Here is a 15,482-nt window from a genome sequence, read left to right on the forward strand (position 1 = left end):
CGAGGAGTACACCTGGCTGTACGACGAGTCCTGGCGCGACCCGGGCGTCCGCTGGCTGCTCTCCACCGTGCCCAGCTGCATGATCTTCGACGACCCCAACACCTCTAACTACCAGTTCTAAGGCTAGAGCCTTGTAAAGGCTTGTCAAGCCACGTCAGCACACGTCAGACGCAGCAAGCCCCGCCCGGCACGTGGCCGAACGGGGCGTTTTGCTGTCTGCGCTCTCGCCTACGGGGCGCGTAGCTCGTCCTCGGGGGTCGGTCCCGCCCCGAGCTTCACGGCGTGATCGGGGCACGCGTAGAGGGTCGTTCCGGGGCCGCTGTTGCTCTGAATCCAGCGGACCGGGATGGGGGCGCGCGTGAGCGTCTTGCACTCCACACAGAGCGCCACGTGACCGGACAGCACGACCGGGAACAGCTTCCCGGCGGGCTCGGGCTCGTCCTGGTGCTGCGGGTCAGGCGTCGCGCTCCAGCACTGCCCGAACGCGTTCGCGTGGTCTCCCTGGTGCTCGCCCTCGCGGACACATGGAATGCGGTTGACGCCGATGGCGGGTCCGTTTTCCCATCCGGGGCGGCGGGCTCCGCACTCTGCCGGGTTGGTCTCCGCGGGGCTCATGCCGACACCCCCGCAGCGGCGAACGCGGACCGGGTGAACGGGGCTCCGGGGTAGGTGTACGGGTAGTCAACGCCCATGGTCGCGAGTTCGGCAGCCCGTCGCCGTTCATGGATGATGCCGAGCTTCATCGTGGTTTCGGCTTGCCGCTCGAAGATTGCGCGGGCTTCTTCCTTGCTCGGGCTGGTCCAGGGGCGAGACCACGGGTTCACGGGGGCGGGCTCGGGGCTCGTTGCGGGCTCGGTAGCGCCGTGGCGTCCACGGGCGGGCAGAACCATCCGGAGCACCCACACCAGGGCACGGGCGATAACATCGCGCATAAGTCGTTCAGCTCCTAAGCAAGCTGTTCGGTGGAGCCCCGGCGGACCGGTCCTACGCGGTCTGTCGGGGCGTTTCAGTTCTGAGAGTAGGGCTTTACGTCAAGGTACGTAAAGGCTTGTAAAGGCACGTTAATGCACCTGGCCTGATGTGCTCTGTCGTGTGACCCCCGCTACCGTTCGTTGCATGGACTACGGCCCAGACGACGAAATCGAGCGGGACGCACCCGAGCCCCCGTTTCAGCAGCTCGCGGGCATCTTGCGTGCGCGCATTGCTCGGGGTGACTGGAAGCCGCGCCGCCCGATCTCGTCGGAGACGCGTCTATGTGAAGAGTTCGGGTTGTCCCGCCCCACGGTTCGCCGAGCGATTGCCGCCCTTGTGGCCGATGGGCTCGTGTTCGTCGTGCCGCAGCGAGGGACGTACGTTGCGGAGCCCGCCGGCGAGGACGAGCACGGGCCGGAATGAGGGAAGCCCCGTCGGTCGGCCACGGGAACGGCAGACAGACGGGGCAGCCTGACGACTAGTGGCCGTCAGATAGTGAAGGTCCACGAACCATCCGGCGAGAGCAGCGAACTCCCCTCCGGACTGAGTTCCGCCCGCAGCGAGTGCAGAGAGAACCGGTTGTTCTCTTCCCACTTGCGGCGTACCCGCTCCAGTTCGTCCCAGAGTCGACGCGGGCCGCCCTGGTGGACCAGGGGCGTTGTCCCGTCCTCGGCGCGCGCCCATGACCCATCCGCGGCGAGCAGCCACACCACACGCCGACCGTCGTCCGGGTACGTTGCCGCGCGAGTCTCGACACCGGGCGTCTCCAGCTCGTACAGCCACCGAAGCGGCCATTCCTGCCACAGATCGGGAACCGGTCCGTCCGGGGGCCGTACGTCCTCGCCCTCACGGACTCGGGCGGACACGAACACGTCGTTCAGCTTCGCCGGATAGTCCGCTTCCTGTCGGGTCTCCATGAACGTTGCGGGGTCGGGCTGGACGCTGCCCCGCGCGATGCCGTCCGTTCCCATGTCCGCCGTGATCAACAGCGCTGTGTGCGCAATGGTCGTGACCAGCCGACCACCGGGGCGGAGCGCGCGGAGCCACGACGCGGGGATGGGCCGTACGGAAACGGTCGCCATGATGCGATCGTATTCCGGCTCCGGGAGTTCCCCGGTGGCGTCGATGGCTTCCATACGCGGCGTGCGCCCGAACTCGGCGAGTCGTGTACGGGCAGCCTCGACTAGGTACGGGTCCACGTCCACGCTGGTTACGTTCTCGTCCCCGAAGCGGCGCGCGAACAGACCGGCGGAGTACCCCGAGCCCGTGCCCACGTCCAAGACCTTGTGACCGGGCTTGACGTCGAGCCGGTGAGCCATGGACACGATGAGCCCCGGCAGGGTGGACGACGACGTTGGGTCGCCCTTGCCGTGCTCGCCGGGGGTGGCGTGGTCGGCGTGCGTGGGGCCGACGCGGGTTACTAGCGTCTCGTCCGTGTACGCGGCGTGCAGCCGCTCGGGGGAGTCCTCGGGGAGGTCTACCAACTCCCATTCCTGCGTGGGGCTGTCGGGGAGGCGCTGCCACCAGCGCGGGACGAGCCGGTGACGGGGGGTGTTGCTCACGGCGTCATGCCACGCGGGGGCATCGGCGGTCACCTTGTCGGCAAGCGCTTTGGCGGCTCCGGTCCATGGGGGCGCTTCGGTCATGCGGTCTCTCCTTGCAAGGCATCGGCCATGGCTTCAACGAGCGGGACACCAGCTCTGACAGCGAGCCAGTGCCATTGACCGTTGGGGTTCACCTCGAAGAACACCCAACGTCCGTCCGGCGTGACGGCAAAGTCCAGCGCACCGAAGAACAAGCCGAGTCCGTCCATGAGTCGGCGGACCCCCTTCTCAACCTCCGGGGGCATGTCCACCACTTCGTATCGGTGGGACTGGTAGTCCGTTCGCCAGTCGAGTTGCGCGGCTTCGCTGTCGGTGTGAATGGCAACGGGGAACATACGGTCACCGATCACGGTCAAGCGCACTTCATACGCCTTGTCCACGCGCTCTTGGAACAGGTGAGCGGTGCCGCTCACTCCGTCGTCCACCTGGTCCGCGGACACGAGTGCCACGGGAAGGAACTGCCGCTTCCCGGCGGGGCCAAGCACGCCACCCCCGAGCCCCTTGTAAACAACCGTGTCGTCCCCCATGAACGTACGGGCGTGCTCGGGGTCCGACGTGATCACGGAGCGGGGCACATCCAGCCCGCAGCGTGCGGCCACGGCGAGTTGAACGGGCTTGTAGTTCGCGGCGGCATCCTTACTCGGATGGTTGACCCACCGGACGGGCAGCGAGCCGAGCACGCCGAGCAACCCGGAGCGTGCTTCCGAGACCGCGAGCGCGCGAGCGTGTCCGGGCCAGTCGTCCGGGGTCCGGAACTCGTTGGGGCGACGCCACCACACCGACTTAACAGATTCCAGGCGGACCGTACGGGAGCCGGCGAGAGGCCCCGTCCAGCCGTCCCCGGTGAGGGAGACGGCCAGACGGGAAGCGGTCGGAAAGTCGGCAGTGTCGTACCTGACGACGTGTTCCCCGCGTTTCACCAGCTCCTCAACCACTGCATCGGCCGTGAGGTCATCCCGGCCGGTCAGGATGAGGATGGATGGCATGTCAGTACAGGTCGGTTCCGCTGTCGGAGCCCGGCGACGAACCGTCACCGTTGCTGGTCTCCGTCTGCGTCTCCGGCATCTCCGCCGTGATCGCGTGCCACGGGTTGCCCTCGGCGGAGACGTTGAGCTGAAGCCCCTCGCTGTACGTGATGACGGGCGCTTCGTTGTTGGTCGGAGCTGGTGACACCAGGTGCCGGACCCCGAACGGGACGGGCGTAGCCGTTGCGGTGCTCATACTGCATTCCTCCTGCGTTGGCTGGTCTTGTGGTGCTCCTACAGAACCGGTCGGCTGCCGACCGTCACGCAGACAGCCGAGCGGGGTTGTACCCGCCCCACTTCCACAGAGCGAGTCAATGTGGCAGCGGGGCGGAAGTCTTAGAGCGGACGGACTCCGGGGCCGCGAACAACCGCAGCGGCGGACCGGTCCCGGCGGGGAACGCCCCACGCGTCGAACTGTTCGGCAACCCATGTGCCGCTCACGCCGAACGATTCGGCGAGGGACGCGGCGGACTCTCCGTCCTGGTACCGCTTGACGACCGTTTCCCGCTGTTCGATGAACTGTGTTCGCGCGGCGGTCACTTCGGCTTTCGTGCGGCGGGGCAACGGTCCTCCATCACGGCTGTTGGGTCGGGGGGTGCGGCGAATCAGGTGGGCAGTGCGAAAGTCGCGGCGAGGCTCTTTCCACTCGTCGAACCGGAGCGCGAGCCAACCGGAGGTCACGCCGTAGTCCGTCGCAAGCCGCGTCATGGACTCGCCGTCTCGGTACCGCTTGACGATCTCCGCGCGGTCCTCGCGCGCTCCCTCGCGTGCTGCGGCTTTCTCCGCCGTTGTGCGGGACACGCCGCTACCTCCTTCGGTCGTCGGGTGCCCCGCCCTGGTCGTCGGGGGGAACCGGGAACACGACCAGGGCGGGAATTCAGGGGGCTACCGGAACAGTCGCCGCGGTGCCCGGTGCCGGGGACTGTTGCGGCGCGGCATCCGCTCGGGGGCCGGGGCCTGGTCGGGAACGGCTCCGCGCGCACGCGCCACGATCCGTTGGTGTAGGCGATTGATGCACGGCCCGCAGTAGTAGAGATCAGCTACCACGTGCCCAGTGGTCTGCGCGGGTCCGAGCCACAGAACGCGCGCACGTTCCCGCTCGCACCAGCCCCAACATGCGCCCCACGTCCAGCGGTTGCCGTCGTCGGTGCTCGCCGGCTCGGGGATGCCGGACACGTCGGGGTGCAGGATGCCGGACGGTAAGACGATGCTCATACCGGGCCACCCTCCCGTTCCAGAGCACGGACCAGCTCACCAAACGCCCCGTTGAGCTGCCGACGCTGCCACTCGGCACCAACGGACTCGTGAAAAGCGGCGCAAAACTCGGGGTCCGACTCAAGCCGTTGCAGCTCGAACATCAGGGCTCGGCGGTCTCGGGGGGCCGTGGTCAACAACCACGTGAGCCGGGGGAAGCGGAGCCGCAACAGAACTTCAGCGCTCCCCGCGGCGAGGACGAGCCAGACGAGTAAACGCTTCACCGCAGTGCCCCCCGGCTTCTCGCGTTCTGCCGCGCGTTCTCGGCGCTCAGCCGCTCAGCGGGGGTCGGCGTGCGGACGCGCTCGGGCTCGGCTTCCCACTCGGGTCCGCCACCGATCGGACGCAGCGACCAGTACGGGCCGGCGACGCCGCGGAACTCTGCAACCCGGTCATCCTGGCTGGTGTCCACCATGAGCGTGCCAGGCTCGGGAACGCGGGCGGGCTTGTTTGTGGGAACGTTCTGCGCAGACACCGCCGCTCCTCTCCGTAGTGCTTCCGCTACTCGGGCGGCCCAGCGTGGCCTACAGTCGCGCTGTCTTCAACTTGCGTGATTTGCTCGGAGAGTTAGGAGCTCTGCATGGTGAACCGGAAGGAACTGGACCCCGATACGTCACCGGGGGCAGCGTTCGGCCAGCGTCTACGGCAGCTTCGGGATGAGCGCGGGTGGACACAGGACGAGCTAGGCACGCGCATGGGGTGCACCGGGACGCATATTTCTGCCGTCGAAACCGGTCGTCGCCCTCCAACTAGTCGCTTTGCGATGAGTGCTGATAGAGCGTTCGGTACTGGCGACAAGTTCCAACGCATGGTGCGCGCCCTACAGAACACGGCACTACTGGAGGGGTTCCCGGAGTACGTGCGGCAAGAGGTACGAGCCGCAGAGATCAGACTCTTTGAGCTTGGGATCGTTCCGGGTCTGCTCCAGACTCTGGAGTATGCGGCAGCCATCGCCACGGGTGCGGTGCGGCGGGGGGCGATCACAGAGCAGCAGGCAGAGGAACGGCTAACTCTTCTCGCCGAGCGGCAGGCGTCGCTAGAACGGACTCCCCCGCCGCTCGTCTACGCGGTGCTGGACGAGAGCTGTATCCGGCGACCAGTCGGGGGGCCGGGGGTCATGGCAGCTCAGTTGGACAAGCTCGTTGCGTTCGCCGAGCTGCCTTCCACAGTGCTCCAAGTCGCCCCGTTCGATCTTGGCGAGCGACGTTCGTTCGATCTGCCGGTAACCCTTCTGACCCTCCCGGACCGGTCGCATATCGCATACTCCGAGTCTGCGCAGCAAGGACGACTAGAGCGGGATATGAGGTTCGTTCAGCCCATGTTGACGGCCTACCATCAGTTGCAGGCCGAAGCCGCTTCACAGGCGGTGTCCGTGGCCATGATCGAACAGTTACGAAAGGGCACCCCGTGACGACCGAAACCCCGCGTTGGTTCACGTCCTCGTACAGCAGCAACGGCGGCCAGTGCATCGAGGTCGCCGCAAACCTCGTCGCTTCGCGCGGCGTGGTCCCCGTCCGTGACTCCAAGAACCCGACCGGTCCGGTACTGGACTTCCCCGCCGGCTCGTTCGCTTCCTTCGTGGCGAGCGTCAAGAGCGGAGAGTTCGGGACTGTCTGACAAGTCGGAGACCACAGAGTTCAAGGCAGCCCCATCGTGCTCGGCATGGTGGGGCTTCGCTGTGCCCACTCAAGCCAAACGACGGAAGCCCCGCCACGCCCCGGATCGGGAACATGGCGGGGCGCATGGTCACGCTGCCTGGCGGTAACGCTCGGGGCGTGCGGGGGTACCGAAGCTGAGCAGGGCGGGAGCGTCCTGGTGGGGCTCGCGGTCTGTGAGGTAGACGCCCCAACCCTCGCTGGTGCGGGACACAGGGATGCGGTGCACGGATACGCCGAACCGCTTCGTGAGCTGAGCGCGGACCAGCACAGCGGCAAGCCGGGAAGCTACGGCGGTAGCGTCGTCGCACTCGTCGTACCCGTCTACGAACCGTCGCTGGCTGTCTCTAGTCGTCATGCGACCAGCGCCAGAAACGGGGCGGCGGGGCGCTCGGGGTAGTGCTGCCCCGAGTCGCAGATTGACCACGGCTCGTCGTGCTGGACCCACATGCCGCATGGGTGCTGGACCCACTCGACATGACCGACCAACGAGCTTGTCCGCCGCTCTCTGGCAAGCAAACGGAACGCGGGCAGAGCTACCAGTCCGCGAAGCAATCTAGACACCATCCCCCCTTGGGTCCGCAACACCAACGTCAAGTCCTCGCATGACCGAATCCGGTCTTCCCCCAATACGTCCGGCAGCGTCTTGCACGCTCCCCACGTGCCGTTGGTGCCGGGAACCTCAACCCTTGTCTGTACCTCGTATCCCTCGCGGTGCGTGACCATGCCATCACGTTAGTACACGCGTTCGATGAACGGAAGGGCATATTCATGCCCTCGCCACGGGGGCGCATGGTGGAAGGTACGACGCTCTGACCAGGCGAAAGGTTGCCGCGGCGTCGACGGTCGCCCGCTCTTTGTGTGGAACCTACAATCTGTCCGCGGACATGACAAAGCCCCCGCCGAAGCGGGGAAGCAGTGTCACCGGTAGTGATCCTCTCCATGGATCTGGGGAAGGTCGAGAGCGCAATACCGCGCGCACGGCTCGACACACACACCCGCCCCTCAGTCGCTTTCAGTCAGCGCGCCGTCCGGTGATATCCGGACAGCAGCCGGGCAGCCTCGCCGGCTCGGCGGGTAACGGTGGCGACGGTCCGGCCTGAGCTGTCCCGAACGTGTATGTCCACCAGCTCGCCGCAACGGGTCACGGTCACCGTGCCCCCGTCCCTGGTCGTCATGGTCACCATGCGCGTGCACCAGCTCGGTACAGCTCGGAAAATCGTTTCGCCCCCTTGGTGCGCGCTTGCTGCACCTGGTAGCGGGTTGCTCCCATGTCCGCGGCCAACTCGTCGTCATCGGCTCCGGGCTGGTAGATGGCGACCGGGGCGATACCGAATCCGGCTTTGAGAACGTGCCGTTGACGCTCTGAGAGAGCCCCCAACGTCTTGTGCACCTGGTCCCGGATGACGGTCCGGCGGTGCGATGCGATATCCGCCGCGGTGATCAGCTCGGCGGGGGTTCCGGTCTCGCGCTCCACCTTTGCCGCGAGGGTGAGCGGTTCTCCGTCCTCGCCGGAAACGGGACGGTCCAAGTAGTCCAACCCGAGCCATGAGAGCCGAGCGGCATAGGCGTGCTCTGGACTCATCTTGCGGTCACCCATGGCGGGGCTGGTGGCAATCCGCTCGGCTTCGTACGGGTCGCCGACTGCCAGCACTAGCGCGGCTTCAAAGTCCTTTGCGGCTCGCGCGGTGACTCCGGGGCGAGTCTCTGCCCGCAGTGCGTCCAGCATTGCCGCGCTCACGTGGCGGTCTATGTACGCCATGAACGCTTGCGGGGTGTCTCCGTCGAACTTGGATATGCACTGCCAAACGGCTATGCGTCCGGTCTGCGCGAGGTCTTCCGCGAGGGTGTTTCCGTTCTCCATTGCGGAGCCCGCATAGTGCCGGGCTCGGGCGGTTACCAGGGCTTCGGTTTCCCTGATGACCGATGAAACGGCTTCCAGGTCATTGGACTTGGCTGCCGCAATTTGGGTGTGCGTAAGGTGCGTCATGGGACCGTGCTCCGTGTCTCGGGGGCTTTGGTCCCTGTGGGGACCAAGGAATTCCCGGAACGGAGCGCGAGGGGTCCAGAAAGGAGCCCACGGCCCTATGCAATGCGCTTGTAAAAGGGCATGAAAATGCCCCGTCCCGAATTAGCAGGACGGGGCTTGCGCATTGCCTAATCGCTGCGTGGCAATGAACTTAGGTATATGCCAGCGGCACAGCACTCAACATAAGACGGGCATACCTGCGCATACACGCGTATACCTCTCGGATTGACACACCAGCCGCAACGTTTCGTGACGCTCGGCCAGATAGTTACCGACAACGACCACGGCGGGTCATCAAATGTGGAGGGATCATGGATACCGTGACCACGCCGTGACCCCCGAGAGCACAACCAACGAGAATGCGAAAACGTCGCCGGATGGCGTCTCGCTAACTCTCCGTATAGCGGTGACGGGGCGTGATCAGAAGTCCGCCCCATACAGCGAGCCCCACGAACGCCCACCGATCTCGGCATCCGCCACGATGGGCACCCCGTAGAGATTCATGGTCATGCACTTTTCGAACTCTCGGGCAAATTCTTTCGCTTCCCGTTCGGGCACCGACGCCAACAGCTCGTCATGAATTGGAAGGCGGCAGTATTCGAGCAATCCGGCACTCTCGACATTGAGCATGGCTTGCCCGAGAAGATCCCTTGCCGCGCTCTGACAGGCGTAATTGACCACGCTGTAAGTCCTGTCCCGGTCCAGCGGGAGCCGGCGACCGGTAGCCGAGATAAGCACCATGCCGTTTTGGAAAGCCTGCCGTTGCCACCGCGAGGAAGCCCGTTTGATCTCCGGAAAAGCCCGGTCGTATGCGCTAACCGCTTGTGCAATCTCGGCTTCACTGGCTCCGGTCTGTTTGGCGATGGTGGCGATTCCGCCCCCATAAACCTTTCCGAATCCGGCCCCCTTAAATACTTTCCGATCTTTGGGGGTGGCGTTCTCGCCCTTGATGAGCTTTGCGGTGAACGTGTGAATGTCGAACTTGTCGCCACCGTTCACGAACCCGTCTGTCATGCGGCGCACCTTGGCAAGAGCTGCCAGGACCCGCATTTCCACGGCTTGAAAGTCGGTGCTGACCATGACGTGACCGGGCTCGGCGAGGATCGCGCGGCGGATCACGTGATCTGAGGACGGAAGTTGGTGGAGTCCCGCCGTGACGCTCATACGGCCTGTCCTCGCGGCGAGCGGGGATATGGCGGGGTGGATACGTCCCGCGGCGGACGCTTTGGACAGGAAGGCTTCCGCGTACGTAACGCCCCACTTGGAAGCCCGCTTGGCTCTCAGCACGGCGTCCGCGAGCGGGTTGGGCTCTCGGGCCCCGATGCGCTGCCAGTCCCGGTCAAGGTCGGCGAGCGGCAACAAGACGGTCTTGTCTGTCGAGAGCGCTCCGCCCTTTGTCCGCTCCGTGAGCCGTTCACCCATGCCCAAGAGCGCTTCCGCCACCTGTGCCGAGCTGCCTACCTTGGCCACCCCGTACCGGGCTGCCACGGAAGCGAACTGTTCGGCTTCCTCGGCGAGCCGGCGAGCGAGCGGGGCCGCGTACTCCTGGTCCACCAGCAACCCGGCACGCTGCATCACGGCGCACATGCGGGCTATCTCGTGCTCGTACGTGACCAGCTCGGCGCGCACGGACAGACGGTCCAGCTCTCGCCGAAGCATCGGGTACAGGCGAGCGGTGTAAATGACGTCAAGCCCCGCGTACAGAAGGTAAGTCGGGTGCGTGAGCGGGATGTTCGCCCATCCGGTGTCTTTGGTGAACCCCAAGCTGTTGAACACCTTGGTAAGCCCGTTCTGCGTGTCGGGGGCCGCGGGGTCCACCCAATACGCGGAAAGAGGCTTCAATGCGGTTCCTATGCCGCCCTCGGACGGTTGCCGCGGGTCGATAAGGGCCGCTAGTACGCGGGTGTCTGTGGTCCACGGCGCGAGGTCTTCCAATCGCGTGTCCGCGTGCTCGTCCAAGACGAGCCAATCGAAAATTGCGTTATGGATGAGCACTTGACGGCATCGCCGCAGTGCATCCCGCGCGTAGGAAGCGAAGTAGCCCCCGCGCTCGTACAGCAACACCCAAGCGTCTCGCGCGTCCCCAAATTGCACTGTGCGCAAGCGGTAGCCGGTCGAGTAGATATCGAGACCGGTTGTCTCGGTGTCCAGCGCGATAGGTCCCCGCTCGCGCGCCCGGTAAAGCCACTTCCAGAACTCTGCGAGATCCTTTGTGTCCTCGGGTACGTGCACGGTTATACGCTCGCCGGCTACGTCATGGTAGAACTCAAGCATTCATCCCCCTAAACAAAAACGGGCCGCCCACCCGTGATAGGTAGACGGCCCGTATTGGCGCTTCCGTATTAGCTTCCGAAGATGCCCGGTCCGGCAGCTTCGGGGCTCTCGTCCGCAAGATGAACCCCGGCGAGTCCGATACCCCGCATGGTCTTTCGGCGGGGCACTCCGCGTTCCTCCATGGCGTCATAGAACATGCGCCGAGTCCAACGCTCTCGCGCCGGAAGGTTCTCGGCTTCGCACCAGTCCAAATAGGAATTGAACGCTTCGGTCCCGTTCATCACGTGGTCTTCCGTGGTGCGTTCCAGCACGCCCGGAAAGAACCCGGCTAGCTGGTCGCTCGTCTCGCGGTACTCGCGTGACGCACCCGTGATGACCTGCGGGTCTTGCAGACCGTCTGCGTACCACTGGACAGCCCCGCGCACCGCCCACGCTGCGATTCCCTCGGCTTCGGCGAGTAGCCGCGTGTCTAGCGCGTGGTCCCGCTCATGGGGTGCGAAGTACCGCACGAAAGGCAGCAACTTGACGCGTCGCCAAAGCCCCTCATCCTGCGACTTAAACCGGGGCTTGTGATTCGTGGCCAGTAGCAGCAGAAACGACGGCTTGAACTCGAAGAACTCTCGCCGCAGATACCGGGCACTGATCATGTCCTTACCGGTGACCCGCTTTAGGATCGCTTCGGACATGGGTGCCCCGCTCTCGCCCTCGGACGCCATGACGAGCCGAGCACCGCGCAACGCTGCAATGTCGTTAGGAATGCCGCCGCTGGACTTGGCTTCGAAAGTAGCGAACGGGGTTGTCTTGGAAATCGCCCGGAACACCGCCGTGAGCGTATCCACCAGGACCGATTTTCCGTTAGCCCCCTTCCCCCACATGACCGCGAAAGCCTGTTCCGTGACATGGCCCGTGATGCCGTAGCCGATGAGCCGCTGTATGTACGCGGGCATGTCCGGCATACCGGGGAAGATTTCTTCTAGGAAGGCTTCCCATCGGGGGCACTCGACTTCCGGCCGGTAGTCAATATCCAGCCCGTACGTCAGCATGTCGCGCATGTCGTGCGAGCGGATACGGCCGGTGCGCAAGTCCACCACGCCATTGCGGAAGGCGAGCAGATCGGGGCGGTTGTCAAAGTCCGCCGCTTCCACCCGCACCGTAGGAACAGAGCGAAGCTCGGTCATCAATGCGTCAATGCGGCTGGTCATCGTGAATCCGCGAGCCGCTTGGGTCTGCCCCGCGAGAACGAGCGCGGCCCCCATACGGTGGATTTCCTGCCGCACGCGGGTGTCACTGCGCACCCATACCGACCCGTCCCACGAATAGAAGCCAAGCCCCGGTGCGTACCGGATTCGGCCCCCGCACCACGCAACGAGCGCGTGCGCGTTCATGGCGTCCGACTCGCCGAGCTGCCCCACCAGTCGGGCAAGGATCTCCGCGGCTTCGGCCCCCTGGTCGCGCGTCACAGCGTCGGCCCCGGTGCGTTCGGCAAGCTCGGCGGACCGTGCTTCGGCCACGGCTTCGGCGGAGTCCCGTACGGGCCGGGCCCCTTTGACCGCGCGGTGTAGCTCGGGGGCGAACCGCTCGGGGTCACGCTCGCGCCATGCGGTCAAGTCATCGCCCTGGTGCGGGAGTTCGAGCCGGAGCGCGTTCACCCCGTGCTCTGCGAGACCGGACGCGAGCCGGGCCGTGAACCCGTTCCCCGCGGTGTCGTTGTCCCCGGCGAGGATGACGAGCGAGCCCCGCAGACCCTCGGCAAGTTCGCGCACCAGCTCGGGCGAGCCGGCGAGGGCAGCACCGCGAATCGCTACGGCGTCATAGCCGCACGCAACGGCCGTGAGCGCGTCCCCCGGTCCCTCGCAGACCAGGACGACCCCGTAACCGCCCGCACCGCGGAACACGCCGTAAGGGGTCCAGCGGTGACCGCGCGGGTTCATGAGCGAGAGCCACCGTGCCGGGCACTGCCCGGAAAGGTCTCGTCCCTGTAGCCCTCGCGCTACTCCGTCGAACCCGCACAGCGGGACCGTCAGACGGGGATGCGCCCGGTACTGACGAGACAGGTACGGGAAGTCCTCGCCCTGGTGCCCACCGTCCACGCCCAAGCGGAGTTCCGCGGCTGTCGCAGCGTCGATACCGAAGCGCTCGGAGAGGTAGGCGAGCCCTCGCCGGCTGAGCTGGTGGCCGTGGTCCTGGTGCTCGTCGTGCTCGTCGTCCTGGTGCTCGTTGTCATCCGCGCTGCAGAACGGTTTCCCCTGGTCAGAGAGGGTGTCGGCTGCGCGGTCTATGTAAACGGCGAGCCCGGCAACGTAGCGGGCGGGCACCAGCTCGGGACGCTCGGCGGACACCGTGGCACCGGGGCCGGACACGTCGAACAGATCGGACCAGCCGAGCCCCACGGCCCGAATCACGTCCTCGGTACGGCAGCCTGCCCGGCACGTGAGCCGAACTTTCAGGTCCTCGCCCCGCCATATCCGAAGTGAGGGGCGGGAGTCCTGGTGTGCGGGGCACAGCGCGGAGTACCCGCCGTCCTGGTGCTCGTCCACGGTCCCGAACCGCGAGAGCAGATCAGCGAGCAGCACGACCAGTCACCCCCGCCCGCATGTCGCCGAGCAGAGCCGCGAACCGTTCAACGTCGGTCGTCAGATACCAGCGGCCCGAGTCGAGACCCCGCAGCGAAGCGGCGAACCCGTACCGCTCGAACATGGCGCGCGAGGACAGCCCGAGGGCTGTACGTGTCCGGGTCCACGTACGTACGTCAAAGTGGACACGTCCCGAGCGCACGCCGAGCCCCCGCCGCTTGTGCACGACCACGCCATAGGGAAAGCCCGCGTGCACGGCTTCCACCTTCGCTTGACGAATCCACGTCGGCACCGCGGGGCTCCGCACGTCCTTACATTCGAGAATGAACGGGGCCGCGTGTACGTCGCCGATATCGCGTGCGCCTTCCTGCGCGGGTCTGCGGACGTTCATCCCGTCGAACGGGTCCAAGAACACGCCGTTGTTGTCCACCAGCCCGAGGAACGCGTTAAGGAAGTTCCGCACCGCGCTTTCCCAAGCGGTCCCCCTGGTCTTGTTCGGGTTAGCCATTGTCGGCCCCCTGCCGGACAACGCAGCCCCGGCCCATGGCGTGAGCTGCCGCAGCGAGATACCGAATCCAGTCCGGACGCTGCCGCCATCCGTCACACAAAATCAGCTCGTCACCCGCGGAGAGTTCGCGCACGTCCCCGAGCGGGGGTGCGTACTCGGCGGTTATCTCTAGAATCATGCTTCCCCCCACATGACAAAGGGCCGGACAACCCGAATAGGTCGCCCGGCCCTTTGCCCGGTCGTTCGTGCTAGTTGCGCTCGCCGGCTGCCACACCCGGAATGACGAGCCGGACGTGTTCGGCGGAAATCCACTCTCGGCGGAGTGAACGACGCTTGGTGAATCCGGACTCAACTCCGGTCGGTGTGACTCGCAGCATGGCGCGCAAACGCCCGTCAACGAGCCGCGTGGTTACCTTGTCAACGATGGCATCCGCCATTCGCACCCGGTTTCCCTGGCGAGCCGCGTAGGCCACCAGATCACCCCGGTACAGTTCCTCGCCGCTGTAATCGGTTACGACCCCCCGCTTACCCATCTGTCTTTTCCTCCTTGTGATTCAGCAAGTGCAGATATGCCGTGAACGCCTGTTGCGACACGACCCCGTTACCGGCTGCCTTTAGCTGCCTGGCACGGTTGAGCCCCGGAATGTGAGTGATCCAGCCCCGCGGCAACCCCATAAGCCACTCGGCGAAAACGGACGCGAGACGACGACCACCACGGGGGCCGAACTCCACGGGAATCGGAGCCGGCGAGCCCATAAGGGTTTCCCATCGGTGCACCGCGGGGGCGAACTCCGCCCACCATTCCGGCGGGGAATGGAACGCCCCTGGTGTTTCCTCGGCAACGTCCGGGTCCACGGGCAGCAAGAACGAAACCTCATCATCGAGATTCGGCCCGTGACCGCCCGCACGTCGCTTGTCCGGATGCTGCGGGGCACCGTTGCTACCGAGATTCGCGGTAGGGGTTTTGAATAGCTTGGTGGCTCGGTTCTTGTCGAAAAGCCGAGCTACTGCGGTAACGAGATCGTCCCCGCCCGCCCCTTCCCGGTCAGCCTTTGCGAAGTCAGGTCCGCGCGAGCTGTCCGAGGCTGTTGGGGTCGGTAGAAGGGGTGGCAATGCAGAACCACCGATCTCGCATGTGGGGGGCTCCAGCGCTGGACGCGCGGAAGCAACACCAGCGCGCGTCATACCCGCTCGCGGCCAATCCCGCGAGTAGGTGCGCGAGGCCCCGGTTTCGGATGGCGGATACGTTCTCCAAGAAAACGACCCGTGGTCGAAGAACGCGAACGGCCCCGAGAACGCTTTCCCAAATCCCCGAACGCTCGCCATGAATCCCCGCCCGCTTCCCCGCGTTTGAAATGTCTTGACAGGGAAACCCCGCCGTGATGATGTCCACCTTTCCCGCGAGGGTGGACCAATCGAACTTGGTAATGTCTCCGATGTTCGGTGCGTGCGGATAGCGGGTGGCGAGGATCAGGGACGCGTACGGATCGATCTCCGCTACGTACCTGATCCTGTCCCCGGTCAGAGCCTCCACGGCCCGACCGATTCCCCCGTATCCGGCGCACAACTCAAGAATTGCTATGGTGGC

18 protein-coding genes are annotated in these 15,482 nt (G+C 65.6%); 3 read left to right on the forward strand and 15 right to left on the reverse strand.

Annotated elements, in window-relative coordinates; translation table 11 throughout:
* Positions 1 to 228 precede the first annotated feature (228 nt).
* Both AB0903_RS29880 and AB0903_RS29885 read right to left on the reverse strand, forming a co-directional pair.
* A complete protein-coding gene (locus AB0903_RS29880; protein WP_366707850.1) occupies positions 229 to 615 on the reverse strand; it encodes a hypothetical protein in 387 nt (128 codons plus the stop codon).
* Positions 612 to 932: a hypothetical protein gene (locus AB0903_RS29885; RefSeq protein WP_366707851.1), complete on the reverse strand. Its 321-nt coding sequence runs from the start codon at positions 930 to 932 to the stop codon at positions 612 to 614. The genes AB0903_RS29880 and AB0903_RS29885 overlap by 4 nt, the downstream gene beginning before the upstream one ends.
* A gap of 184 nt (positions 933 to 1,116) precedes the next feature.
* Here AB0903_RS29885 and AB0903_RS29890 point away from each other — a divergent pair, with 184 nt between their 5' ends.
* On the forward strand, positions 1,117 to 1,395 hold the full coding sequence (locus AB0903_RS29890) for a winged helix-turn-helix domain-containing protein (protein WP_366707852.1): 279 nt from the start codon (positions 1,117 to 1,119) through the stop codon (positions 1,393 to 1,395).
* A gap of 65 nt (positions 1,396 to 1,460) precedes the next feature.
* Here AB0903_RS29890 and AB0903_RS29895 read toward each other — a convergent pair whose 3' ends face one another.
* The 6 genes from AB0903_RS29895 to AB0903_RS29920 form a co-directional block, all read right to left on the reverse strand.
* Positions 1,461 to 2,618 carry a methyltransferase domain-containing protein gene (locus AB0903_RS29895; RefSeq protein WP_366707853.1) on the reverse strand — a complete coding sequence of 386 codons (1,158 nt, stop codon included), beginning with the start codon at positions 2,616 to 2,618 and terminating at the stop codon, positions 1,461 to 1,463.
* Complete coding sequence (tgmB, locus tag AB0903_RS29900; RefSeq protein WP_366707854.1) at positions 2,615 to 3,562, reverse strand: ATP-grasp ribosomal peptide maturase; 948 nt, start codon at positions 3,560 to 3,562, stop codon at positions 2,615 to 2,617. The genes AB0903_RS29895 and tgmB overlap by 4 nt, the downstream gene beginning before the upstream one ends.
* A gap of 1 nt (position 3,563) precedes the next feature.
* Entirely contained in the window at positions 3,564 to 3,797 is a 234-nt protein-coding gene (gene tgmA, locus AB0903_RS29905; RefSeq protein ID WP_366707855.1) for a putative ATP-grasp-modified RiPP, read from the reverse strand.
* Positions 3,798 to 3,937: 140 nt separating this feature from the next.
* Positions 3,938 to 4,402, reverse strand: a complete 465-nt coding sequence (locus AB0903_RS29910; RefSeq protein ID WP_366707856.1) for a hypothetical protein — start codon at positions 4,400 to 4,402, stop codon at positions 3,938 to 3,940.
* A gap of 84 nt (positions 4,403 to 4,486) precedes the next feature.
* The gene (locus AB0903_RS29915) at positions 4,487 to 4,816 is read right to left on the reverse strand and encodes a hypothetical protein (RefSeq protein WP_366707857.1); all 330 of its coding nucleotides are present in this window, start codon (positions 4,814 to 4,816) and stop codon (positions 4,487 to 4,489) included.
* Positions 4,817 to 5,075: 259 nt separating this feature from the next.
* A complete protein-coding gene (locus AB0903_RS29920; protein WP_366707888.1) occupies positions 5,076 to 5,270 on the reverse strand; it encodes a hypothetical protein in 195 nt (64 codons plus the stop codon).
* Between the two features lie 165 nt (positions 5,271 to 5,435).
* Here AB0903_RS29920 and AB0903_RS29925 point away from each other — a divergent pair, with 165 nt between their 5' ends.
* Together AB0903_RS29925 and AB0903_RS29930 are read left to right on the forward strand one after the other, a co-directional pair.
* The gene (locus tag AB0903_RS29925; RefSeq protein ID WP_366707858.1) at positions 5,436 to 6,266 is read left to right on the forward strand and encodes a helix-turn-helix transcriptional regulator; all 831 of its coding nucleotides are present in this window, start codon (positions 5,436 to 5,438) and stop codon (positions 6,264 to 6,266) included.
* On the forward strand, positions 6,263 to 6,472 hold the full coding sequence (locus AB0903_RS29930) for a DUF397 domain-containing protein (protein ID WP_366707859.1): 210 nt from the start codon (positions 6,263 to 6,265) through the stop codon (positions 6,470 to 6,472). Before AB0903_RS29925 ends, AB0903_RS29930 begins: the two co-directional genes overlap by 4 nt.
* Before the next feature lie 129 nt (positions 6,473 to 6,601).
* Here AB0903_RS29930 and AB0903_RS29935 read toward each other — a convergent pair whose 3' ends face one another.
* From AB0903_RS29935 to AB0903_RS29965, 7 genes are all read right to left on the reverse strand, one after another.
* On the reverse strand, positions 6,602 to 6,868 hold the full coding sequence (locus AB0903_RS29935) for a hypothetical protein (RefSeq protein WP_366707860.1): 267 nt from the start codon (positions 6,866 to 6,868) through the stop codon (positions 6,602 to 6,604).
* Between the two features lie 822 nt (positions 6,869 to 7,690).
* Entirely contained in the window at positions 7,691 to 8,500 is an 810-nt protein-coding gene (locus tag AB0903_RS29940; protein ID WP_366707861.1) for a sigma-70 family RNA polymerase sigma factor, read from the reverse strand.
* 459 nt (positions 8,501 to 8,959) lie between these two features.
* Positions 8,960 to 10,813: a DNA polymerase gene (locus AB0903_RS29945; protein ID WP_366707862.1), complete on the reverse strand. Its 1,854-nt coding sequence runs from the start codon at positions 10,811 to 10,813 to the stop codon at positions 8,960 to 8,962.
* Between the two features lie 68 nt (positions 10,814 to 10,881).
* Positions 10,882 to 13,386, reverse strand: coding sequence for a phage/plasmid primase, P4 family (locus AB0903_RS29950; RefSeq protein ID WP_366707863.1), 2,505 nt, complete (start codon positions 13,384 to 13,386; stop codon positions 10,882 to 10,884).
* Positions 13,373 to 13,894, reverse strand: coding sequence for a hypothetical protein (locus AB0903_RS29955; protein WP_366707864.1), 522 nt, complete (start codon positions 13,892 to 13,894; stop codon positions 13,373 to 13,375). The genes AB0903_RS29950 and AB0903_RS29955 overlap by 14 nt, the downstream gene beginning before the upstream one ends.
* A 248-nt stretch (positions 13,895 to 14,142) precedes the next feature.
* Complete coding sequence (locus AB0903_RS29960) at positions 14,143 to 14,427, reverse strand: hypothetical protein (RefSeq protein WP_366707865.1); 285 nt, start codon at positions 14,425 to 14,427, stop codon at positions 14,143 to 14,145.
* A gap of 527 nt (positions 14,428 to 14,954) precedes the next feature.
* Positions 14,955 to 15,461: a DNA cytosine methyltransferase gene (locus tag AB0903_RS29965; RefSeq protein ID WP_366707866.1), complete on the reverse strand. Its 507-nt coding sequence runs from the start codon at positions 15,459 to 15,461 to the stop codon at positions 14,955 to 14,957.
* Positions 15,462 to 15,482: the final 21 nt, after the last annotated feature.

The sequence above is a fragment of the Streptomyces sp. NPDC048389 genome (assembly GCF_040706335.1).
Classification (GTDB): Bacteria; Actinomycetota; Actinomycetes; order Streptomycetales; family Streptomycetaceae; genus Streptomyces.